Genomic DNA, 23889 nt, shown 5'->3' with positions numbered 1-23889 from the left:
ATTTAATAGACTGTAAATTTATTAATAATCTACAAAGCTGTTTCTATTTAGTTTTTGTTTTTATACTTTAGATACAAATCTGATTACGCGAAGCATAAATCTATCCACAAGCTTAAAAAATGAAAATTACCCATACGGAAATATACCGGTTCAGCATACCAATGGAACCTTTTGTAATTGCAACCGGCACCATGCATTTCGCTCAGAACGTATTAATAAGAATCTATACTGACAGCGGCATTCATGGAATTGGCGAATGTTCGGCCTTTCCGATGATTGTGGGCGAAACACAGGAAACCTGTATAGCCATGGCAAAAGATTTTGCAGCAATTATCAAAGGCAAAGACCCCCTTGAAATTCCCGAGCGGATGAACGATTTGTTGGGCTACGCAGACCATAACAATACCATCAAGAGCGCATTTGATATGGCATTATTTGATATTTCGGCGAAGCATGCGGGTTTGCCACTGTACAAATTTCTTGGTGGTTCAAAAAGAACTATCGAAACAGATATGACCATAGGGATTGATGCTCCGGAAGGGATGGCCAAAACTGCATTAAAGTATAAAGAACAGGGTTGCAGGATACTGAAAATTAAACTGGGCAAAAAAGTGCATGAGGACATTGAAAGGGTAAAGCATATCAGGGAAGCGGTTGGTGATGAAATTACGTTACGCCTTGATGCCAATCAGGGATGGAGTTTTGACGACGCCTTATTTGCCCTGGGCGCACTTGAAAAATACAATATTGAATTCTGTGAACAACCTATGCGCACCTGGTATGATGATAAACTTCCTGAACTGAATGTTAATTCACCGATTAAATTAATGGCCGATGAAAGTTGTTACAACCACCACGATGCACGAAAACTGATCAACAGTCAGTCTACAACCTACCTGAACATTAAATTTTCTAAATCAGGAGGGATTTTAGAAGCGCAGAAAATACATGAGGAAGCATTGCAAACCGGTATAAAATGCATGATTGGCAGCATGCTGGAGAGCAGGATAGCATTGAGTGCAAATCTTCATTTTGCACTGGCTAGTCCGAATGTAGAGTTTTTCGACCTGGATACCGCGCTGTTAGGTCATCTGGTGGATCCTGCATTTGGGGGGCTTACTTACGATGGTTATTTTCTTGATGTTCCCGACGAACCCGGAATCGGTGCCGAAGCCGATGAATTCTTTTTAGAGAAATGTGAAAGCTGGACAGTATAAGCTTCAGGTCCCAAAAAGGGAAGCCAAAGGGCGGCTTATTTAACCAACATACCGGCCAGCTTCGTACTATCTCCACTGAAGGCATTAAAATCGACCACATGTCCGATACCGTTTATTTTGGCTTTATCAGAATGTTGCCAGAATTTCCATTTACCCTCAGCCAGCCTTAATTTAGGCTGGTAATAATGCGCAATCCAAAGCGGATATTCATCCAGTTTATCTTCCAGGTAATCTTCATAAAACTTCAAACCGGTATATATAATTGGCCTCACTTTCGTTTTCATCTCTACATAGGTTAGAAAGTCTGAGAGTTCCAACCGCATCCTCAGCGGCGACACACCATCCAGCGTTTCAATATCTACAACAGGAGGCAAATCACCTTTTTCAATGTGTACAACCTGCAAGAAGAACTTAGCTTGTGCTTTACCACTCTTTTTTGGGCGAAAAAAGTGATAGGCACCACACACAATACCTGCTTTTGGGGCTTCACGCCAATTTCTTTGAAAATAAGGATCGACTTGCAGCAAGCCTTCAGTTGCTTTGATAAAAGCAAAGCTAATCTTCACTTCATCTTCTTTCATCTCCTTTACTAAAGGCCAGTTTATTTTTCCCTGGTAATAGGATACATCGATCCCATGAATGCTATACTTGCGTGGAATTTTAATGTTAAAACTTTCATAAGTACGGTAATTGGGGTCCTGCCCCCAGTCGCGCATCCAGCGCCAGGTAGAAACAAAGCCATTCAGGATGTAACCGTAATAAAACGGAGAAAGCAGAATGAGGAGTAGACCGGCAATTGCAACTTTTAAACCTACAGAAACAGGTGTCACCTTCTTTTTCCTTTGAGGTGATTTGCTTTGGCTGGTTTTCCGGACAACGGGTTTGCGAACAACTGGTTTTTTTTTCTCTGGCGGCATATCTTTTTCGATGATGCAAAGTTGGAGAAAAACCAGTGAAATAAAAACTTCTCATCATCCTTCTCTTTCCTTATTTTTACATCCCAAATAATATCATGCTTAAACTCATCCTTAACACCTATAGATCTTCCTTCAGTGGCCTGAGTAAGGAGACCTGGCTGTTGAGCATTGTGATGATGTTTAACCGTTGTGGCAGTATGGCCGTACCGTTTATGGGCTTATATGTTACTCAGAGCCTGCACCATTCTGAAACAGATGCCGGATTAATCATTACCCTGTTTGGAATCGGTTCCATACTTGGATCGCTTACCGGGGGGAAATTAACCGACATGATTGGTTTCAGACCTGTTCAAATATTATCATCAATAATCGGTGGATTACTTTTCATCCTATTCTCCACTATAGATCATTTTTCAACATTATGTATATTATCGGTCGTCATCAGTTTTTTCTCTGAAGCTTTCCGGCCTGCCAACTTTACCGCTGTTGCGCATTATGCAAAAGATGGTACAACCACACGGTCGTATTCTCTAAACCGCCTGGCAACAAACATCGGCTGGTCGGTAGGAATAAGTCTGGCAGGAATTATCGCCTCTATTAATTATAAGCTCCTCTTTGTGGTTGAAGGCAGCGTGAGCATTCTGGTGGGCATATCTATCATGCTATCGCTACCGCAGGTTAAGGGGTTTATGAAAAAGGCCAAAGAAACACGTGCAAGCCTGGTGGTGCAAAAACCCTGGCAAGATGCTTTTTACATTAAATTTATTTTGATCACAACCGTATTTATTACCTCGGCGTTTTTGATGTTTAGGGTGGTACCGGTGTTTTTTAAAGATCAATGGCGTATTAATGAAGCTGCTATTGGTGTAATTATGGGGCTTAACGGTGCAATTATCGCGTTGTTTGAAATGGTAATGATTAATCAGATTGAAAATAGAAAACCGGCTATTTTCTTTATCGTTATCGGAGCGGTTTTATTTGCCTTGTCCTATTTGATTTTGAGCATCCCTTTCGGCTTACATATTGCCATGGCCATCCTAACGGTTGTGATTTTCACCATTGGAGAAATGTTTGTACTTCCTTTTATCAACACGGTTGTGATCAGCAGAAGTAATGCCCACAACCGGGGGCTTTATGCAGCAGGTTATACTTTAAGCTGGTCGGTAGCGCAGGTATCGGGCCCGGTATCTGGCTTTTTTATTGCCAAACATTTTGGCTACAACTGCCTGTGGGCAGTTATAGCCGGTATTTTATTATTATGTGCATTGGGTTTTCGCCTGCTGGGTAAGGCAAATCCAGAAACAATTACTTAAACTTCTGCGCTTTTACGCCTTCTTTCGTAATTTTAACAGGAAGGATCTTACCATCTGCATCAAATTTCATTTCATCAATACAGGTTTCACGGTGATTTCCATCTGTTTCAGTTAGCGGGCGCCGGTGATAGACAATATAATATTTGTTCTTTTTCTCATTAATAATTAACGAATGATGGCCGGCTCCCCGTGCGATAGTTGGATCCTGCTGTAAAATTTTCCCCACTCTTTTGAAGGGTCCGAACGGCGAATCGCTCACGGCATAAGCAACGGAATAATCAGGACCCGTCCAGCCACCTTCACTCCACATAAAGTAGTATTTACCGTTTTTGATGAACATGTATGGCCCCTCAACATAATTATCAGGGGTAATCTCTTTAAAGACTGAACCGTCAGGATATGGAACAAAGCCGGTAAAATCGTTATTTAATTTAGCGATGTTGCAATGTTTCCAGCCACCATAAATCAGATAGTACTGTCCGTCTTTATCTTTAAAAACGAACTGATCAATGGGTTGTGCACCATTGTGAAACTTATCAACCAAAGGTTTACCCAAATGATCTTTGTACGGTCCCTCTGGCCGATCAGCTACGGCAACCCCTATTCCACCTACATCGTTATCACTTTGAATATCGTTGGCTCCAAAAAACAAATAGTATTTTTTATCTTTTTGAACTATTGCTGGTGCCCACATGGCCTTATTGGCCCATTTCACCGCCGCCGTATCTAATACATGTGGATGCTTTTTCCATTTAACCAGGTCGTCAGATGAAAAAGCGTCTATAAACACCTGCTCTTTATACTTCGCTGAGTAGGTTGGATAAACCCAGTATTGATGATTGAAAACAGCAGCTTCAGGATCAGCATACCAGCCTGGGAATATTGGATTCCCGGATTGATTAATCGTTTTAGTACTTTGAGCAAAAGAATGAATTCCAGCCAGAAGTAAAAGAGATGATAAGATGTATTTCATGCCCACAATTTAGAAAAAAAACCGGTCTAAAAAAACTGAATGTTTTCCAAAGATGGAATCAGCTGATTTATTTTAAGGGAGAATGCATAATGCGGTAAACGAAGCAACAGCTCGTTTACCGCCTGATTTATTTTTAGGCCAGTGCCTGCTCAATATCAGCAAGAATATCGTTAATGTGCTCCAGCCCAATGGATAAACGGATAGAGCCCTGTTCAATACCTACAATATTTCTTTCCTCCTCACTTAACTTACTGTGGGTACTTGTTGCCGGGTGCGTTGCAATAGAACGGGTATCGGCCAGGTTGGCTGAGATCGAAAAAATCTTCAGTCTATCCATGAACTGGCTGGCACCTTTAACCCCGCCCTCGACAACGATGGTAACAATACCGCCACCTTGTTTCATTTGCTTTCTGGCAATTTCATACTGCGGATGAGATGGTAGAAAAGGATATTTTACCAGCTTAATTTTTGGGTGCTGTTCTAAATATTCAGCAACTTTTAAAGCATTTTCGCAGTGACGATCCATACGTACAGCCAACGTTTCCAGACTTTTTGATAGGATCCACGCGTTGAATGGCGAAAGTGACGGTCCGCTGTGACGGGCAAAAGCCACTACCTCCGCAATCAATTCTTTACTGCCTAAAATAACACCCCCCAGTACACGTCCCTGTCCATCAATATATTTAGTTGCTGAGTGGATTGAAATGTGTGCACCTAATTTAAGTGGCTGCTGGAGGTATGGCGTTGCAAAACAATTATCCACAACTAAAAGCTGATTGTGTTTTTTTGCCAGATTGCCCAAGTATTCAAGATCAATAATATCTATACCCGGGTTTGATGGCGTTTCCACAAAAATCATTTTTGTGTTGGGCTTAATCAGGCCTTCCCAATCCTCGGGTTTGTCTAAATCTGCATAATCAAAAGTGACGCCCCATTTAGAAAACACATTGGTCAGCAACTGATGTGTTGAACCGAAAACAGAGCGGCTGGAAACAATATGGTCGCCTGCCTTTAGAAATGCCGCAAATGTGGTAAAAATTGCTGCCATTCCTGTAGCCGTGGCGAAGCCATCTTCGGCTCCTTCCAGCAAACACATTTTTTCAATAAATTCTGATGTATTCGGATTCGCATACCGGCTATACACATTTCCTTCTTTCTCATTGGCAAAAAGCGCCCGCATTTCTTCAGCATCATCAAACTTATAGCTCGATGTAAGGTAAATTGGTGCAGAATGCTCTTTGTGTAAACTGCGTTCGGCTTGAGTGCGTATAGCTATGGTTTCAAAATTTTCGGATTTCATTGTTGTTAATATCAGGATTTGGGTATTGAGTGTCAATATCTCAGTATCAGGTATAAAGATTTGTTGTTTAATATCAGGAACGTGTCTTGCTACCTGATACCTACTACTTGCTACCCTTTATTTCATAAGTAAAGTTAATTGTTGCCGAACGGCCCAGAATATTGGAAACTGAGCAGTATTTATCAAAAGTCATGGATAGTGCACGTTCTACTTTTGCAGCACTTAAATTTCCGGAAAGTTGGAAATTGATATTGATCACATCAAAAATCGGAGGCATCTCCTCGTCTTTCCGGGTCGCATTAATTGAAATGCTGATGTCATCAATCACTTCCTTCTGCTTGGTTAATATGTTTACCATATCTATCCCACTGCATCCGCCAAGACCTACCAGGAGCATTTCCATAGGTCTGAAGCCTTTACCTTCTCCCCCAATAGCGGCTTTTGCATCCAGTTCGACAGTGAAACCGCTCTCGTTTTCTGCCTCAAAATTAAATTTTCCGCTTTTGCGGATCAGATTAATGTTCATGTTGTTAGTCATCAGTATCGAGAAGTAAGTGTCAGGCTTCAGGAGAGATTTTACCTATGCCTTTCTGCTTACCTTTCAGCTCTTTTAAATATCGTAATAAACTAAATTGTCTTTCTCCAGTTCCGGCAATTTAACGGGATTATTGAAAATTGCAAATACCGACGAACCACTTCCACTCATTAAAGCAAAAGATGCGCCTGCATTATATAAACTGGTTTTTATTTGATGAATTTGGGGATATTTAGCGAATACCGATGGCTCGAAATCGTTGATAACCTTATTTTTCCATGTTGTTAGTGGCAAATGTATGATTTCTTTTAAGGATTGCAAAGGCTTTTTTGGTTTTACGAGGGCGTAGGCATCGGCCGTACTTACGTGTACAGGTGGTTTTACCAAAACTTTAAAGTAATCTGACAAATCAACTCCACAATGTTCAAAATCATCCCCTTTATTAAAAGCATATACTGGCTTGTTTTCAATGAAAAAAGCACAGTCTGCACCGAGCTGCCGGGCGTATTGCTGCATCCGTTCAACTGATAAATGCAGATCAAATTTATCGTTTAACAATTTAATCAGGAAGGCACAGTCAGCAGACCCTCCCCCTAAACCTGCTCCCACCGGAATGTTCTTGAAAAGATGAATCTCTTGTGCTGGAATATCGAAGTCTTTTTTTATTAGCTCGTATGCTTTAATGCACAGATTATCATTGGCATCACCGGGAATTTCAATTCCATGTATTTTGCATGAACTAAACTCAGCATCGGTAATTTCGACTACATCTTTAATATTAACCGGATAAAAAACAGTTTCCAGGTTGTGATAACCATCTGACCGCTTTTCGGTAATATAAAGACCGAGGTTTATTTTTGCATTTGGGTAGGATAACATTCAGAGTTCAGATTTGAAATGTGCGATTTGAGATCTGAGATTCCTCAAATTCAAACCTAGTACTGATACAAACATACAAAATGTTTAAAAAACAGAATTGTAGAAAACTAATGACTATTCAATTTGATTAATTTTAGATATTTGTAAACAATATTATTTACAATTGGAATGCCCCTGAACGGGTTAGGAAAATATGAAACAATACTTAGATTTAATGCAGCACGTGCTGGATAATGGTGCACAGAAACACGACCGTACAGGTACAGGAACCATCAGTGTTTTTGGCTACCAGATGCGGTTTAACTTACAGGAAGGCTTTCCGATGGTGACGACTAAAAAGCTGCATTTAAAATCTATCATTCACGAACTGATATGGTTTTTAACAGGCGATACCAACATCAAATACCTGAAAGATAATGGTGTCCGGATTTGGGACGAATGGGCTGATGAAGATGGAAACCTGGGGCCCGTATATGGTTCGCAGTGGAGGAGCTGGCCTACGCCCGATGGTCAGCATATTGATCAGATCACCAATATCATCAATACCATAAAAAACAACCCCGATTCACGCAGAATCATTGTTTCTGCATGGAACGTTGCTGAAATAGAAAATATGGCACTTCCCCCCTGCCACGCATTTTTTCAGTTTTATGTAGCTGATGGAAAATTAAGTTGTCAGCTCTACCAGCGCAGTGCAGACATCTTCCTGGGTGTTCCGTTCAACATTGCATCATACGCTTTATTAACCATGATGGTTGCTCAGGTTTGCGGACTTGAAGCTGGTGATTTTGTACATACTTTAGGTGATGCCCACCTTTATAATAACCACATTGAGCAGGCTCATTTACAGTTGAGCAGAGCACCAAAACCCCTTCCAACTATGAAGATTAACCCGGATGTGAAAAGCATTTTTGACTTTAAATTTGATGATTTTACGCTGGAAAATTATGAGCCACATCCACATATAAAGGGTGTTGTTGCAGTGTAATATCATTTGTTTGAGATAATAGAATAGTAAATGACTAATAAACAAAAAAGCGCTTCGCTTTGTATTGCCGTTGCCACAGGAGAGAACTTTGAAATAGGAAAAAACAATCAGCTGCTATGGCACATGCCGGCCGACCTGAAATTTTTCAAGCAAACCACCAGCGGTCACACAGTGATCATGGGACGTAAAACCTTCGAGTCGGTGGGAAAACCTTTACCAAACCGCAGGAATATTGTAATTACACGGGATCGTGAACTGAATATTGATCAGGTTGAAGTGGTACACAGCCTCGATGAAGCACTCAACTTAACCAGAAATGAGGAAAAACCAGTATTTATAGTTGGTGGTGCTGAAATCTATCGTCAGGCCTTACCCAAAACAGACACCCTGTACCTCACCACTATCCACCATACTTTCGATGCTGATACCTTTTTCCCGGAAATCGACAGAACAGAATGGCAGGTAATCAGCACCGAAACCCATCAAGCTGATGAAAAAAACAAATACAATTATACATTTGAGGTGTTAAAAAGCAAGAAACTTTAAGATTGTCTGGCGATCGTTAATGAAGAAAACACCATAATCGGATCAATTCTCTTCCGATAATTCGTTGTTAAAAATTATTCTTAATAAATTATCAATAAGGGGGTTCTATAATTTAAAAATTTAATTAGATTTGCCGACTTGTTAAAAAACAGCGAAAGACAAATTATTTTAAACAAACAATGCAAGGAAAAGGTTTTATTAAGTTTATAGCGATAGTTTTAGCTATCGTTTGTGCGTATGCACTTTCTTTTACTTTGGTAGCAAACAAAATAGAGAAAGACGCAAAAAACTATGCGAAAGGTGATGCAGCCAAAGAGAAGGCTTATTTAGATTCGATGAGTACTGAGAAAGTTTATCCAGTTGTTGGATTTACTTACAGCGAGGTAAAATCGAAAGAAATTAACTTAGGTCTCGACTTAAAAGGCGGTATGAACGTAACGATGGAGATATCGTTAGCTGAACTGGTTAAATCTTTAGCGGGTAACCCTACAGATGCCAATTTCAACAAAGCTGTTCAAAATGCACAGATCCAGTTAAACGCAGGTGGAAAAGATTACATCAAGATTTTTGTTGATGAATTCGAAAAGTTGAGTCCGGGCGTTAAACTTGCAGATTTTTTCTCTAATCAGAATAATGCTTCGCAGTTAAAACCAAATGCAAGCAATAGCGAGGTTGAATCTTTCTTAGAAAAAGAAGCAACCAGTGCAATTGACCGTTCTGAAACTGTTCTGCGTTCCCGTATCGACGGTTCAGGCGTTGTTAGTCCAAACATTCAAAAACAAGAAGGAAGTAACCGGATCTTAATTGAAATGCCAGGTGTTCAGGATAAAGAACGCATGGCTAAATTACTTCAGGGTTCTGCTGAATTGCAATTCTGGCAGGTATACCAGGTTCAGGAAGTTGTTCCATTGTTAGAAAACATCAATAAAACATTAGCGGCTACTTTAAAATCAAATACACCTGCAAGCACTGATACTACTGCAGCTCCTGCTGCTGGTGGCAAACTTGCTGGTTTAGAAGGAAAAGCCAAAACCGACTCTGCTGCTAAGGGTGGTAAACTGGCTAATTTAGGTAAAAAAGATTCTACAGCGGTTAGAGCCGAACTGGCAAAATCTAACCCTTTGTATGCGGTGCTGAACTTACCCATTTATCAGGGCGAAAACGGCCAGCAGCAGTTAATTCCTGGTGCTGTAGTAGGTATGTCTCTACAGAAAGATACTGCTAAAGTTAATGCCTACCTTAAAATGCCTGAAGTTGCTGCATCTATTCCATCATCGATGAAATTTATGTGGAGCGTTAAACCTAGAGAAGGCTCTAAAATTTTTGAATTATACGCCATTAAAGTGCTTAGCGCAGATGGTAAACCTGATTTAGGTGGCGAAGCAATCAGCGATTCACGTGCTGATTTTGATCAGAAAGGCAAACCAGAAGTAACGATGTACATGACCAGCGAAGGTTCTGCGAAATGGAAAAAAATTACTGCGGAAGCTGCAGCTGATGCAAACAATAAAAAATCTATCGCTATTGTGTTAGATAACATGGTTTATTCTGCGCCAACGGTACAGAATGAAATCGCTGGTGGTGTTTCATCTATTACTGGTAACTTTACACAAACTGATACCAAAGATTTATCAAACATATTAAAAGCTGGTAAATTACCTGCTCCTGCACGTATTGCCGGTAGCTACATAGTAGGTCCTACCCTTGGTGCACAGGCTATTCACGATGGTTTAATCTCCTTCGTAATTGCCTTTATCGTAATCTTAATCTTCATGGCATTATATTATCACCGTGCCGGTTGGGTTGCGAATTTCGCTTTGTTGGTTAACTTGTTCTTCATCATCGGTATATTGGTATCGCTTGGTGCTGTTTTAACATTACCTGGTATCGCAGGTATCGTGCTAACTATCGGTTTATCGGTGGATGCAAATATCCTTATTTTTGAACGTGTACGTGAAGAGCTTGCCCTGGGTAAAGCTACACCTGCTGCAATTAAAGAAGGTTTCAAACATGCAATGCCGTCGATTATCGATTCAAACGTAACGGTATTTATTTTAGGTGCAATTCTATACTTCTTCGGAAGTGGCCCGGTTCAGGGTTTTGCAACTACGCTGTGTATCGGTATCCTTTCTTCATTATTTGCAGCTGTATTGATCTCAAGAGTGGTATTCCAGTCGATGTTGGATCGTAAAGTTGAAATCTCTTTTGACAACAGCTTAACCCGTAATGCATTCAAAAACCTGGCTTTCAACTTTGTTGGCCGTCGTAAAATTTACTATATCATTTCCAGCATTATCATTATTGCCGGTATTGGTATGTACTTCAAAAATGGTGGTTTAAACCTGGGTGTAGATTTTAAAGGAGGCAGAACTTATCTGGTTCACTTCCAGAACCCGGTTACAACTGAAGAAGTAAGATCTAAATTGACACCTGTTTTCGGTAATGAAACGCCTGAGGTTAAAACTGCAGGTGAAGACGGTCAGTTGAAAATCACGACTACTTACCAAATCGAAGATCAGGATGTTAAAACTGATAAAGTTGTTGAAGACGCTTTGAATAAAGGTTTGGCAGGTTCTAAATATGAGATTGTAAGCTCCCAAAAAGTAACGCCTATTATCGCGAGCGATATCGTTAACGGTGCTTTCTACGCGGTGTTGATCTCTTGTTTGTTCATGTTCGTGTATATCGTAATCCAGTTTAAAAAATGGCAGTATGGTTTAGGTGCGGTAATCGCACTATTCCATGACGTTTTGATGGTTTTATCTTTCTATACTATTTTAGATGGCGTACTACCATTCTCACTTGAAATTGGTCAGGATTTCATTGCAGCAATCTTAACGGTAATGGGTTACACGATGACGGAAACCGTAGTTGTATTCGACCGTATCCGTGAGCGTTTGAAAGAAGCCGGTAAAAGCGATTTACATGGTGAAGAACGTAACAACTTAATCAACTTCGCATTGAACAGTACTTTGAGTCGTACGATCCTAACTTCATTATCAGTATTCTTCGTATTATTGGTAATCTTCATATTCGGTGGAGATAGCATCCGCGGATTTATCTTCGCCTTGTTAATCGGCCGTATCATCGGTACTTATTCATCATTATGTATCTCTACTCCTATTGTAATTGACCTGGGCAGTTCGGAAGAGAAAAAATAAGAATCCATATTCAGTATGATTTAAAAACGCCTCGATTTATCGGGGCGTTTTTTTGCTTTAAGCACAGATGAAATCGTCATACCAAAGTTAATTCCATTTTGAACCAGATAATGGAATGTTCAAAATTCCGGTTATTTAAACCATTTGGGTATCTTTTTGTTACTTTAGCAAACAGATAAACCAATATATAATGGATTTACAACTTCCTGAAAGCAAATACCCAAGAGTACTTATAGTTGGAGGTGGATTTGGAGGAATTGAGTTAGCAAAACGATTAAAGAATAAGCCTTTTCAGGTGGTGATGTTAGATAAACATAACTACCATACTTTTCAACCGCTGCTCTACCAGGTGGCAACAGGTGGACTTGAGGCTGAAGCCATTGCCTTTCCACTCCGCAAAATATTCAAGGGGCAAAAAAACCTGATCTTCAGGGTGACCAAGGTAAATGAAGTAAACCCTGCCGGGAATTGTGTCCACACTGATATTGGCGATATCCATTATGATTACCTGGTAATCGCTACAGGTTCTACCAGTAACTTTTTCGGAAATACAGAGATTGAAGCGAATTCGATGCCAATGAAATCGATTCCCGAAGCCCTCGATTTAAGAAGCCTGATATTACAGAATTTCGAAAAATCGTTAATTGAAAGCGATTCAGATAAAAAAAGTGCCCTGTTAAATTTTGTTGTTGTAGGTGGCGGACCCACTGGCGTAGAAACCTCAGGGGCAATTGCAGAGCTCAAAAAGCATGTAATTCCTAACGATTATCCCGAAATGGATTTGAGTAAGGTAAACATTTATCTAGTGGAGAACTCTCCGGAAGTCCTTGGTCCAATGTCGCCACAGGCACAAATACATGCCAAGAAGTTCCTGATCGAAATGGGGGTTCAGGTGATGAATGAAACCAGGGTACTTGGTTATGACGGACATACACTTACGCTTCAGGATAAGCCACCAATATTAAGCGCTACGGTAATCTGGAGTGCAGGTGTTAAGGGGCAAGTATTAGCAGGACTGGAAAAGGCAGAAGTGGTACGTGGCGGAAGATTAAAAACCGATACACAAAACCTGGTTGCTGGATACCAGAATATATATGCTATTGGCGATGTTGCGGCAATAATTGATGATGAAACCCCTAACGGACATCCGGGAGTAGCACCTGTAGCCATACAGCAAGGGCACCACCTGGCTAAAAATTTAGTCAATATCAATGAGAAGAAAGCGGTAGAAAAGTTCAGGTATTTTGACAAAGGTTCGATGGCTACCGTTGGAAGAAATAAAGCGGTAGTCGACATAGGTAAAATACGCTTCCAGGGCGTATTTGCATGGTTCACCTGGATGTTTGTACACCTGATGACTCTTGTGGGCTTTAGAAACAAGATTATCGTGTTTATTAACTGGCTCTGGAGCTACTTCAGTTACGATAGAGGAACGCGTTTAATCATCAGGACTTTTGCAAAAGACAGAAGTGTTGACTACAGAAAGGAGATTTAACTGATGACTTGGTTAGTTTACAGTCCCATGCAAAACCTGTCTGTCCTAAATTTAAGCAAGCAAACTGCTTTATGAGTAACAATAAATTTAAACTGGTTGAATGCTCTCGTGATGCCATGCAGGGCCTTCATGATTTTGTTCCAACGGAATTAAAAGCACAATACATTAATTTATTGCTTCAGGTTGGGTTTGACACGCTTGACTTTGGTAGTTTCGTGTCGCCAAAGGCTATTCCCCAGATGGCTGATACCACAGAGGTGGTGGCCAATCTTGATTTAAACCATACCTCTACCAAACTTCTTGCAATTGTAGCCAATTTAAGAGGTGTAGAGGCTGCAGTTCAACACGAACAGATCAATTGCCTGGGTTTCCCGTTTTCCATTTCAGAAACCTTCCAGCAGCGTAATACCAATTCCAGCATATCTGCTTCTTTAGATACTGTTGAGCGAATGTTATCATTATGCGACCAGAACCATAAAACCGCTGTCGTCTACCTTTCAATGGGTTTTGGAAATCCTTATGGCGACCTATGGAACTATGAGATTGTAGAACAATGGACAGAAACCCTGGTGAGTAAAGGAGTTAAAGTTTTATCGATTGCCGATACTGTGGGTATCTCTACTCCGGAGAAAATCAGTGAAATTCTACCTAAACTGATTTCATACCATCCGGGAATCGAAATAGGTATTCACCTGCACGCCACTCCTGCCGATCGCCTCAAAAAGATTGAAGCCGCATATCACTCCGGAGTGAAACGTATCGATGCTGCCTTAAAAGGTTTTGGCGGCTGTCCGATGGCAGCTGATGATCTCACCGGAAATATTGCAACCGAAGAGGTAATCTCCTTCCTCACAGCGAAAGGAGAAAACTTGAATCTCAATATGGAAAAATGGCACGAGGCAATGGTTTTATCAACAAAAATATTTGGTTGATTTCTCACGCTAAAACTGCATAGCTTGATTCAATGATTTGTGTTTAAGTGATAAAGCTATACTTTCTTTACCATTTTATAATGTTGAATACCTGCCTCTTCAAATTGGTTGCCCTCGGAAGCAAAGCCAAATTTGGCGTACAAGCTCACTGCATCCAACTGCGAATTGAGATAGATATAATGCGCATCCTCAGGCAAATCTGATAGTGCTTCGGCAATTAAAGCCCTGCCTACACCCTGCCCTCTAAATTCTTTTAATACGGCAAAACGCTCCAGCTTGTAACCCAATTCTGTTTTACGCCAACGGCAGGCGCCACAGGGTTGACCGTTCTGGGTGGCTAGAAAATGGGTAGAAACCTCTTCATTCTCCCACTCCAGCTCTGGCGGGCAGTTCTGTTCCTCTACAAATACTTTTTTACGGATAGCAAATACCTTATCTAAATCTTCCGGATGAATAACTTTTTGAACCTGTAGACTCATTATTTCTGGTGTTTAAAATGTTTATTCGTTTTTATTTTCTCTTCGTTAAGTTCCTTGGCAACATCGATGGAATGAGAGCAGTGAATATCGGCCTCTTTTTTGGCAAGCGTAGCAATCGTAACGTAAAATTTATGTAACTGATCCAATTCTTTCTCACTCAAATCTTCAATATCCACCATGCGGTTACTTGCACCCTGTTGCGCGGCAATTAATTCATTTAACTTTAACTGTATAGCTTTACCATCCTTATTCTGCGCTTTCTGGATCAGAAAAACCATCAGAAAAGTAATAATTGTTGTTCCGGTATTAATGACAAGCTGCCAGGTTTCCGAATATTTAAATACCGGCCCGGTAACTGCCCAAATGATTACTATTGCGGTTGCAGCAATGAACGCTACAGAGCTGCCGGTAAACTTGGTTGCGGCATTGGCAAACTTCTCAAAAAAGTTATTTTTCTTGTTGTCGGTGTTGGATTTAGTCATCACATTTTGGTTTGCTTAAATATAACCATAAAACAAAGAAAAACGCCATAAGTTTTTATACCTATGGCGCTTTCCGGCAACTAGTGGGTGATTGATTTTAGGAGGGGTGAATGAAAAGATTCACAATCAAAAATCACACATATTATAATTTGTCATTTGCATTAACGCAATTCAAATCTTCAAAAGCAACAGTTAAACGCTTAACAAATGCTTCTTCAGCTTTACGTAACCAAACACGCGGATCATAGTACTTCTTGTTTGGCTTATCGTCGCCTTCAGGGTTTCCGATCTGACCTTGCAAATAAGCTTCATTCTTTTTGTAGTAATCTAAAATACCTTCCCAAAATGCCCACTGCATATCTGTGTCGATATTCATTTTGATTGCACCATAAGAAATCGCCTCTCTGATTTCTTCCTGCGAGGAGCCCGAACCACCGTGGAATACGAAATTTATTGGTTTCTCAGCAGTTAAGCTGAATTTCTCTTTAATAAAGTCCTGAGAATTTTTCAAAATTACCGGCTGCAATTTAACGTTACCTGGTTTATAAACACCGTGAACATTACCAAATGCAGCTGCAACGGTAAAACGTGGAGATACTTTGCTTAACTCTTCGTAAGCATAAGCTACTTCACTTGGCTGGGTATATAATTTAGAGCTGTCTACATCGCTGTTATCGACACCATCTTCCTCACCACCTGTAACACCAAGTTCGATTTCGATAGTCATGTTCATCTTCGACATGCGGGCTAGATATTTAGCAGAGATCTCCATGTTCTCTTCGATAGATTCTTCAGACAAATCCAACATGTGTGAAGAAAACAAAGGTTTTCCGGTTTCGGCAAAGAATTTTTCGCCATGATCTAAAAGGCCATCAATCCATGGCAATAATTTTTTAGCGGCATGGTCAGTATGTAAAACCACAGCAACGCCATAATGCTCTGCCAATAAATGTACATGCTTAGCTGCAGATACTGCACCTAGTATACACGCTTGTAATTTCTCATTATCTAAAGATTTACCAGCATAAAACTGTGCACCACCATTAGATAACTGAATCATAACAGGCGAATTTACTGCCTTAGCAGTTTCCAGTACCGCATTAACCGTATTTGTTCCGGTTATATTTACTGCTGGTAAAGCAAACTGATGTTTTTTAGCCTGCTCAAATAATTCTTGAACGGCATCTCCGTAAATTACGCCTTTGTAGCCTTTTAAACTCATCTCTTGTTAATTTTTATTTGTTCGAAGTTATAAAAAAAAATAACATTCCAAGCTTTTGTAACAACAGAATTATTTGCTTTACAACCAACTAAAGGCCATTTAGTGTAAAAAACACATTATCCTTAGTGTAAAAAACACACATTACAAGGAATAAGTAATTTATAACTTCCGATTAACTGATGGCAAAAATCGGATACCACAGCAGCCAGACGCTCATACAATTTTGGCAATTGAAATTTGATCAATGGTAATTTATAAACTTGAGTATATTTTTCGTTTCTTTGCAATCCAATTCTTTAAAAAATTATATGGCTTGGTTTAAAAGAGAAAATAAAGGTATCATCACCACAACCGAAGAGAAGAAAGAGGCACCGGATGGCGTGTGGAATAAATGTCCGAATTGTAAAAAACCCTTGCATCAGGCAGAATTACAGGAAAACAAATATGTTTGCCACTACTGCAATTATCACCTGAGAGTGGGTTCTAAAGAATATTTCGAGGTTCTTTTCGACAATAATGAATTTAAAGAACTTTTCCCAAATCTTACCTCTGGCGATCCGCTTAACTTCAATGATAATAAACCCTATACGGATAGAATCAAAGAGAGTCAGGCTAAAACCGGCTTAAAAGATGCTATACGTGCAGGTGTAGGAAAAATTGAAGGTCAGGATATTGTAATTGCCTGTATGGATTTTGCCTTCATTGGCGGTTCAATGGGTTCTGTTGTCGGGGAGAAAATAGCCCGTTCAATTGATTATAGCATTAAACATAAAGTGCCATTCCTGATGATTTCTAAATCAGGCGGAGCACGTATGATGGAAGCTGCCTTTTCATTGATGCAGATGGCTAAAACTTCAGCAAAACTTGCTTTGCTTAGTCAGGCTAAAGTACCATATATTTCTCTACTTACCGATCCTACAACAGGAGGTGTCACCGCATCTTATGCGATGCTTGGAGATATAAATATTGCTGAACCAGGCGCTTTAATCGGCTTCGCCGGACCCAGGGTAATTAAAGAAACCATCAAAAAAGATCTGCCAAAAGGCTTTCAAACCTCTGAGTTTGTGCTTGAGCATGGTTTTCTTGATTTCATCGTAGACAGACGTGCTATGAAAGCTAAACTAGGCGCTTTCATCAAAATGATGAACAACTAGATTTCAGGTATAACACTTACCAGATATTTAAAAGCAGGGCTTGGGTAACTTCGGTTATTTCAGCCCTGTTTTTTTGTGCCCTTAATCCGCGGCCTCCGGAGCTGTGAGGTTCTTCTTTTGCCATAAAAAAAGCGTTAACTGCAACATTTCCATTAACATCACGTATCCAGGCTCTAAATAGTTAAATTAGCCTGATCCGCTAACTAAAACTTATTATGAATAAAAAACTACTCCTCCCTACCCTTTTACTGTTTACCTCATCTGTTGTCTTTGCACAAGACAAGAAATTGATTGACAATATTGTGAAAGAAGTCAACGAAAACTCCCAGCTCGAGAAGCTGGCACATGAGCTTTTGGATGTTGTGGGACCCCGTTTAGTGGGATCACCGCAAATGAAGCAAGCCAACGACTGGGCCGTTAAAAAATATAGCGACTGGGGTATTTCTGCAAAAAATGAGAAATGGGGCGAATGGCGGGGCTGGGAAAGAGGTGTAACCCACATCGATTTGATCAGTCCGCGGCTTAGAACCCTTGAAGGAACGCAGTTGGCCTGGAGCCCTTCAACAAATGGAAAAGCCATAAATGCAGAGGCCATTGTTTTACCTGCCATCACCGACTCGGTTTCTTTCCAGCAGTGGTTGCCGAATGTGAAAGGTAAACTGGTGTTAATTTCGATGAACCAGATTTCCGGCCGGCCAGAAAAAAACTGGGAAGAGTTTGCCACTAAAGATCTGTTTGAAAAATATAAAAAAGAAAAAACCGAAGCTGGTAAAGCCTGGTCGGCGGGTATGGCCAAAACGGGCTTAACCGCGAAGAATCTGGCTCTGGCCATAGAAGGTGCAGGCGCAGCCGGAATCATCATTAACAACTGGTCGCAAGGCTTTGGAGTGGATAAAATTTTTGGAGCAAACACCACCAAAATCCCAACACTCGATTTATCAGTTGAAGATTATGGCCTGGTTTACCGTTTAGCTATGGGTGGCAATAAACCCATGCTCAAGATCGAATCAGAATCAAAAGAACTCGGTGTGGTGCCCACGTTCAACACCATTGCAGAAATTAAGGGAAAGCAAAAGCCAAAAGAATATGTGATGTTGTCTGCTCATTTTGACTCGTGGGATGGTGCAAGCGGTGCAACGGATAATGGATCGGGCACCATCATGATGATGGAAGCCATGCGTATTCTAAAGAAATTTTATCCTAACCCAAAACGTACCATTTTAGTTGGGCACTGGGGTAGTGAAGAACAGGGCTTAAATGGTTCCCGGGCATTTGTTGAAGATCATCCAGAGATTGTGGGTAACCTTCAGGCATTATTCAATCAGGATAATGGAACCGGACGCGTAGTTAATATCGGTGGACAAGGGTTTGCAAAGTCTAAAGATTACATTACACGCTGGTTAGCTGCAGTACCAGATACCATAAAAAACCAGATCAAAACAAGTTTCCCGGGAACACCAGGCGCCGGAGGTTCTGATTTTGCCTCCTTCGTTGCTGCTGGTGCGCTCGGTTATTCCCTAAGCGCTACCAGCTGGGATTACGGGACTTATACCTGGCATACCAACCGCGATAGTTATGACAAGCTTGTTTTTGACGAAATTCGCAGCAATGTAATTTTGGCAGCCATTATGGTTTATATGGCCTGTGAAGATCCTGAAAAAACGTCTACAGAAAAAGCTACAGATTTACCTGTAAATGAACGCACAGGTAAGCAAGCCACTTGGCCTGAATTAAAAAAAGCCACGAGGAAAGGTGGTTTGTAATTGATAGTAAAAGAGAGCATTTGTTTTCAAATGCTCTCTTTTGTGAATTGACCTCGTCTTAAACAGGCCCGAATCGGCTTTTATTCTTCTTTCTTTTGGAATTTATAAAACAGATACCCCAGGAAAGGCAGAATCAACACACTTCCAAGCAAGAGCGCCAGACCCAGACTATAAATGGTTTTAGGCGGACCAACGGTTTTAAAAAGCGAAATGGCATCACCATTTTTTAAACGGATAAAATTTGGAAAATGCGCATAACTAATGGCAACCAGGATCATCGTCACCTGAAAACCGGCCAGTATTCTCAATACCTTTGTTTTCCCTTTCAACAGCAAGTACCACAATAAAAATAACGACAAGCTGGCCAGTATAATTGCCGTTAAGCCAACCGTATTTCTAAATACCCAGTCGATGAGTGGAATATTATCGAACTGTGCTGCAATAAAAACCATAGCCCCGAAAGCAACGGCAGAAATGTTCATGTATTCCGCTTTTTTAATGAAACGTCTTTTATCATGATCATTGTCGGTTTCGCCGATCAGGTATACTGCAGCCAGGAAACCGCAAAGCGATACTGTAAATAGTCCTACCGCTATAGAAAACCAGTTTAACCAGCTATAAACATAAGCAGAAAGGAAATCTTTAGCCTCTGTATCAATATGTCCGGAAATTACACTCCCGGCAATGATCCCCAAAAAGAATGGCGTAACGAAGCTGGAATACCTGAAAATACGGTTATACAGCCATTGCATATCATCTTTAATCGCATCATAATGGCGAAAAACAAAGGCTGTTCCGCGGGCAATGATCCCGATAAGCATAATCAGTAGCGGAATATGCAGGTACACCGACATCGTGGTGTAAATATGCGGAAACCCAACAAATAGTATTACGATTGCGATAATGAGCCACATATGGTTAGCCTCCCAAACCGGCCCGATAGCTTGGTACATGGTTTTTCGGGTCCTGCTCCTGTTCTTTGTCGACGTGAACAGTTCAATAATGCCCGCTCCAAAGTCTGCACCTCCAAGAAGAAAGTAAAGCAGAATACCCAAACATAAAAAAGTAATGACTACGTATTCCATAATTATTTTACTTCAACAGGTTGATCATAAACAACTGGCACCATTTTAATTTGCCTGTAAAGCAAAAAGGTGACTACAATACTCAAAGAGAAATAGATGGCAGAGAAAATGTAAAATGAATAAGCAATTCCAGGCATTGGGGTAACTGCATCTTTGGTCCTCATGATTCCGTATATGATCCATGGCTGTCTGCCTACTTCCGTAACTACCCAACCCGCTTCTAATGCAATGTAGCCCAATGGAATGGCAAAAACAAACAGTTTCAACAGCCAGGGCTTATCTGCAAAAGATTTCTTTCTGAACAAATTAAAAAAATAGAGTACTGATATCAGCATCATAAAAGTACCCAGGCCTACCATAATCTGAAAAGCATAATGGGTTATTGCAACAGGGGGCTGCTCATTCTTAGGAATCTGATCCAGACCCTTCACTTCAGCTTTGAAATCACCGTGGGCTAGAAAACTCAGTGCTCCGGGAATTTTGATTGCTCCTTTTACTGTTCTATCTTCCTCATTCACAATCCCCCCTATTAACAAAGGTGCGGGCTTTTCAGTATGATAAAGTGCTTCCATCGCCGCCAGTTTTGCGGGCTGCCTTTTGGCTACATCTTTCGCAGAAAGGTCTCCGCTAAGCGGTTGCAGCAATGCGCCAATGCAGGCAAAGGTTGCTGCAATTTTGAAAGCCTTTAAATGAAACAACTTGTTTCGATTTCGTAGTATCATTAAAGCATGTACCCCCGCCACTGCAAAGCCTGTAGCCGTGAACGCCGCCAGGCACATGTGTAATGCCTGCGAAAACCAGGCTTTATTAAACATAGCCTGAATAGGATCAATGTTCAGGTATTTCCCGCCAACAAAATCAAAGCCGGCCGGACTATTCATCCAGGCATTTGCTGCAACAACAAGAATCCCTGAAGCCAGTCCGCTTACACCAACAACCATACCCGTAAACCAATGAAACCACTTGTTCAACTTATTCCAGCCATAAAGGAAAAAGCCTAAAGCGATGGCCTCAATAAAGAATGCCGTACCTTCCAAAGAAAATGGCATCCCAAAAATTGGACCGGCATGCTCCATAAATTTTGGCCAAAGCAACCCCAGTTCAAAAGATAACATGGTGCCTGATACCGCTCCCGTAGCAAAAAAAATAGCCACCCCTTTGCTCCAGGCCTTTGTCAGGTTTTTATAAACCTCATCATTTGTTTTCAGCCACTTATAATGTGATACGGCCATAAAGAATGGCATAACCATACCAATACAGGAAAAAACGATGTGGAAGCCTAAAGATAAGGCCATTTGAGAACGGGCAGCTAAAAAATCATCCATATCTGAGTTGGATTAGGTGTAACGCAAATATAACAGATATGGGGTTATCCGTACCGAATTACACAAACCTGTTGAGCATTATTTTAAATATAGAACGTTTATAAATTGAAAAAAGATTTGGAGAAAACGGGCCACAATTAAATTAAAAAAGCCACGACATCTGCCATGGCTTGAATTCAATTAACTTGCCCGTAATTATTGGCTCCACCCTAGATTCCTGATCCTGGCGTTGTTCCTGGCTCATGTCCGGGGCCAAATGCATTGTTTTTTCTGCCTTTGTCTTTGTTAAACAAATTTGTTGATTGCTTGGATGACTTGTTATTGTCCAGCGAATCATGTTCCCTAACATCTTCAACCTTTTTATCCAGTAAGTCATTCTCAATAACTTTTCCTTTTTCTTTAGTCGTTCCCATAGTATTTTCTATTTTGATGTATTAAGAGAACAAGTAGGAAATAGATTTGTTTTCACTTACTCGTAAAGAGAATGACTTTACATCTGCCGCTTTTTACCTGAATTCATGTATACATCCAAATGAAAGGAATTTTCTTTTGTGCACTTTGGTAAAATGATTGGACGATTCAAATGAAAACGGGGCAAGAAGAAATTTGTAAATGTGTTTTCTTTCATCACTTAATTTTAAGTTCGATGATTGTTGCACTCCGGTTGGGGTAATCTGGTTAGTTTCCATAGCATTATTATTTTTTGAATAGGTTACAATTCTAAAATGATGCTGAACCTTACACCGTAGAGATATCTGTAAGGTAATATGGGGGGAAATACATTGGCAGTTTTAATTTTCACTTTTCGTCTGCTCAAACTGCTCTGATCAAATACTACACTAAATTTAAGCTTTTAATATTTAAAAACCAAAAGACTTTAAGTACAATAATGAGCATGCTATCAAACTTATTATTATTAACAAAAAAGTTCCGGATTGCTCCGGAACTTTGTCTATTTGGTCACCTGTATTTTAAGCTAAAGCATTTTGCTTTACTACCATTTTAACTTTCTCAATTACATAGTCCAGTTCTTCCCTTGTGGTAAATTTGCTGAATGAAAACCTTACTGAGGGACGGTTAGGATCTGCATGAATACCATTCAAAACATGCGATCCGATATTGGAACCTGAAGAGCAGGCACTTCCACCCGAAGCACATATTCCATTTATATCCAGGTTAAACAGCAGCATATCTGCCATGTCCATTTCAGGAAAAGATACGTTCAAAACAGTGTATAAGCTTTTATCGGCATCAGTTTCACCATTGAAAGCAATACCCGGAATTTCGGCAATAAGCTGTTCTCTTAAATAATCCTTCAAGCCTTGAATATGGGTCTGATGTTCTTCCATCTCTGCATAGGCAATTTCCAAAGCTTTGGCCAGGCCAACGATCCCGTATACATTCTCAGTACCACCACGCATATTGCGTTCCTGTGCACCGCCGTAAATCATCGGTGGAATTTTGATATTACTATTTACATACAAAAAACCAACACCTTTAGGTCCGTGTAACTTATGGGCTGCACACACAATAAAGTGGGCTTTTAACTCACGTACGTTGTGGACATAATGGCCCATGGTCTGAACAGTATCAGCATGATAAATTGCACTATGTTTTTCGCAGATATCGCCCACCCTGATCATATCGGTAAGTGTCCCCAGTTCATTATTGGCATGCATTAAAGAGACAAAGGACCGCTCATTATTTTGCAGTAATTCTTCCAGATGCGCATAATCTATATTGCCTCTTTCATCAATATTCACAAAACTGAGTTTATCTATTTCACCATTCTTAAGCATCATATTTAAAGTATGCTCCACCGCATGGTGCTCAATTTTAGACGTGATTGCATGTTTAATACCGTATGCAGAAATCCCGCAACGTATTGCTGTGTTGTCAGCTTCTGTACCACCTGAAGTGAAGAATATCTCTGATGGAGATGCGCCAAGTAGTCCGGCAACAGTTTTACGTGCTTTCTCCACAAGCGTCCTCACCTCTCTTCCCAAGGCATGGATGGCTGAAGGATTTCCAAAATAGTGTTCCATCACGTTGGTCATTTCAGCAATTACCGCTTTGTCCAAAGGTGTAGTGGCGGCATTATCTAAATAAACTCTTTTCATGTA

The 23889-nt window shown here is 40.5% G+C and carries 21 protein-coding genes; 9 read left to right on the top strand and 12 right to left on the bottom strand.

Features of this window, described 5'->3' with window-relative positions:
• Positions 1–119: 119 nt before the first annotated feature.
• Positions 120–1217 (top strand): dipeptide epimerase, encoded by a 1098-nt coding sequence (locus tag R2Q80_RS16640; protein ID WP_316800685.1) that lies wholly within the window; start codon positions 120–122, stop codon positions 1215–1217.
• Between the two features lie 35 nt (positions 1218–1252).
• Here R2Q80_RS16640 and R2Q80_RS16635 read toward each other — a convergent pair whose 3' ends face one another.
• On the bottom strand, positions 1253–2134 hold the full coding sequence (locus R2Q80_RS16635) for a glycoside hydrolase family 25 protein (protein WP_316800684.1): 882 nt from the start codon (positions 2132–2134) through the stop codon (positions 1253–1255).
• A 95-nt stretch (positions 2135–2229) separates the two neighbouring features.
• Between R2Q80_RS16635 and R2Q80_RS16630 the strand changes: the two genes are divergently transcribed.
• The gene (locus R2Q80_RS16630) at positions 2230–3447 is read left to right on the top strand and encodes an MFS transporter (protein ID WP_316800683.1); all 1218 of its coding nucleotides are present in this window, start codon (positions 2230–2232) and stop codon (positions 3445–3447) included.
• Here R2Q80_RS16630 and R2Q80_RS16625 read toward each other — a convergent pair.
• The 4 genes from R2Q80_RS16625 to ispE form a co-directional block, all read right to left on the bottom strand.
• Positions 3440–4420: a glycoside hydrolase family 43 protein gene (locus tag R2Q80_RS16625; RefSeq protein WP_316800682.1), complete on the bottom strand. Its 981-nt coding sequence runs from the start codon at positions 4418–4420 to the stop codon at positions 3440–3442. The two genes, R2Q80_RS16630 and R2Q80_RS16625, sit on opposite strands and share 8 nt — an antisense overlap.
• Before the next feature lie 133 nt (positions 4421–4553).
• Positions 4554–5720 (bottom strand): O-succinylhomoserine sulfhydrylase, encoded by a 1167-nt coding sequence (locus R2Q80_RS16620; protein ID WP_316800681.1) that lies wholly within the window; start codon positions 5718–5720, stop codon positions 4554–4556.
• 103 nt (positions 5721–5823) lie between these two features.
• The gene (locus tag R2Q80_RS16615; RefSeq protein WP_316800680.1) at positions 5824–6246 is read right to left on the bottom strand and encodes an OsmC family protein; all 423 of its coding nucleotides are present in this window, start codon (positions 6244–6246) and stop codon (positions 5824–5826) included.
• An 84-nt stretch (positions 6247–6330) separates the two neighbouring features.
• Entirely contained in the window at positions 6331–7134 is an 804-nt protein-coding gene (ispE, locus tag R2Q80_RS16610) for a 4-(cytidine 5'-diphospho)-2-C-methyl-D-erythritol kinase (protein WP_316800679.1), read from the bottom strand.
• A gap of 193 nt (positions 7135–7327) precedes the next feature.
• On the opposite strand from ispE, the gene R2Q80_RS16605 reads away from it, so the two are divergent.
• From R2Q80_RS16605 to R2Q80_RS16585, 5 genes are all read left to right on the top strand, one after another.
• Positions 7328–8122: a thymidylate synthase gene (locus R2Q80_RS16605; protein ID WP_316800678.1), complete on the top strand. Its 795-nt coding sequence runs from the start codon at positions 7328–7330 to the stop codon at positions 8120–8122.
• Between the two features lie 30 nt (positions 8123–8152).
• Positions 8153–8668: a dihydrofolate reductase gene (locus R2Q80_RS16600; RefSeq protein WP_316800677.1), complete on the top strand. Its 516-nt coding sequence runs from the start codon at positions 8153–8155 to the stop codon at positions 8666–8668.
• Between the two features lie 179 nt (positions 8669–8847).
• Entirely contained in the window at positions 8848–11829 is a 2982-nt protein-coding gene (gene secDF, locus R2Q80_RS16595) for a protein translocase subunit SecDF (RefSeq protein ID WP_316800676.1), read from the top strand.
• A 190-nt stretch (positions 11830–12019) separates the two neighbouring features.
• Positions 12020–13324, top strand: coding sequence for an NAD(P)/FAD-dependent oxidoreductase (locus R2Q80_RS16590; RefSeq protein ID WP_316800675.1), 1305 nt, complete (start codon positions 12020–12022; stop codon positions 13322–13324).
• Between the two features lie 71 nt (positions 13325–13395).
• Positions 13396–14256, top strand: a complete 861-nt coding sequence (locus R2Q80_RS16585; protein ID WP_316800674.1) for a hydroxymethylglutaryl-CoA lyase — start codon at positions 13396–13398, stop codon at positions 14254–14256.
• Between the two features lie 56 nt (positions 14257–14312).
• Here the strand turns inward: R2Q80_RS16585 and R2Q80_RS16580 are convergent, their stop codons facing one another.
• From R2Q80_RS16580 to fbaA, 3 genes are all read right to left on the bottom strand, one after another.
• On the bottom strand, positions 14313–14735 hold the full coding sequence (locus tag R2Q80_RS16580) for a GNAT family N-acetyltransferase (RefSeq protein WP_316800673.1): 423 nt from the start codon (positions 14733–14735) through the stop codon (positions 14313–14315).
• Entirely contained in the window at positions 14735–15217 is a 483-nt protein-coding gene (locus R2Q80_RS16575; RefSeq protein ID WP_316800672.1) for a low affinity iron permease family protein, read from the bottom strand. The genes R2Q80_RS16580 and R2Q80_RS16575 overlap by 1 nt, the downstream gene beginning before the upstream one ends.
• Before the next feature lie 142 nt (positions 15218–15359).
• Complete coding sequence (gene fbaA / locus R2Q80_RS16570; protein ID WP_316800671.1) at positions 15360–16439, bottom strand: class II fructose-bisphosphate aldolase; 1080 nt, start codon at positions 16437–16439, stop codon at positions 15360–15362.
• 308 nt (positions 16440–16747) lie between these two features.
• Here fbaA and accD point away from each other — a divergent pair, with 308 nt between their 5' ends.
• Together accD and R2Q80_RS16560 are read left to right on the top strand one after the other, a co-directional pair.
• Entirely contained in the window at positions 16748–17593 is an 846-nt protein-coding gene (accD, locus tag R2Q80_RS16565) for an acetyl-CoA carboxylase, carboxyltransferase subunit beta (protein WP_316800670.1), read from the top strand.
• 215 nt (positions 17594–17808) lie between these two features.
• Positions 17809–19356: a M20/M25/M40 family metallo-hydrolase gene (locus R2Q80_RS16560; protein ID WP_316800669.1), complete on the top strand. Its 1548-nt coding sequence runs from the start codon at positions 17809–17811 to the stop codon at positions 19354–19356.
• Positions 19357–19436: 80 nt separating this feature from the next.
• Here the strand turns inward: R2Q80_RS16560 and R2Q80_RS16555 are convergent, their stop codons facing one another.
• The 4 genes from R2Q80_RS16555 to R2Q80_RS16540 form a co-directional block, all read right to left on the bottom strand.
• A complete protein-coding gene (locus tag R2Q80_RS16555) occupies positions 19437–20441 on the bottom strand; it encodes a cytochrome d ubiquinol oxidase subunit II (protein WP_316800668.1) in 1005 nt (334 codons plus the stop codon).
• Positions 20442–20443: 2 nt separating this feature from the next.
• Complete coding sequence (locus R2Q80_RS16550; protein WP_316800667.1) at positions 20444–21766, bottom strand: cytochrome ubiquinol oxidase subunit I; 1323 nt, start codon at positions 21764–21766, stop codon at positions 20444–20446.
• Positions 21767–21975: 209 nt separating this feature from the next.
• The gene (locus R2Q80_RS16545; RefSeq protein WP_316800666.1) at positions 21976–22179 is read right to left on the bottom strand and encodes a hypothetical protein; all 204 of its coding nucleotides are present in this window, start codon (positions 22177–22179) and stop codon (positions 21976–21978) included.
• A 558-nt stretch (positions 22180–22737) separates the two neighbouring features.
• A complete protein-coding gene (locus R2Q80_RS16540) occupies positions 22738–23886 on the bottom strand; it encodes a cysteine desulfurase family protein (RefSeq protein WP_316800665.1) in 1149 nt (382 codons plus the stop codon).
• Between the last annotated feature and the right edge of the window lie 3 nt (positions 23887–23889).

The sequence above is a fragment of the Pedobacter frigidisoli genome (genome assembly GCF_032678525.1).
Classification (GTDB): Bacteria; Bacteroidota; Bacteroidia; order Sphingobacteriales; family Sphingobacteriaceae; genus Pedobacter; species Pedobacter frigidisoli_A.
This window is presented reverse-complemented; position numbering and strand designations above follow the sequence as displayed.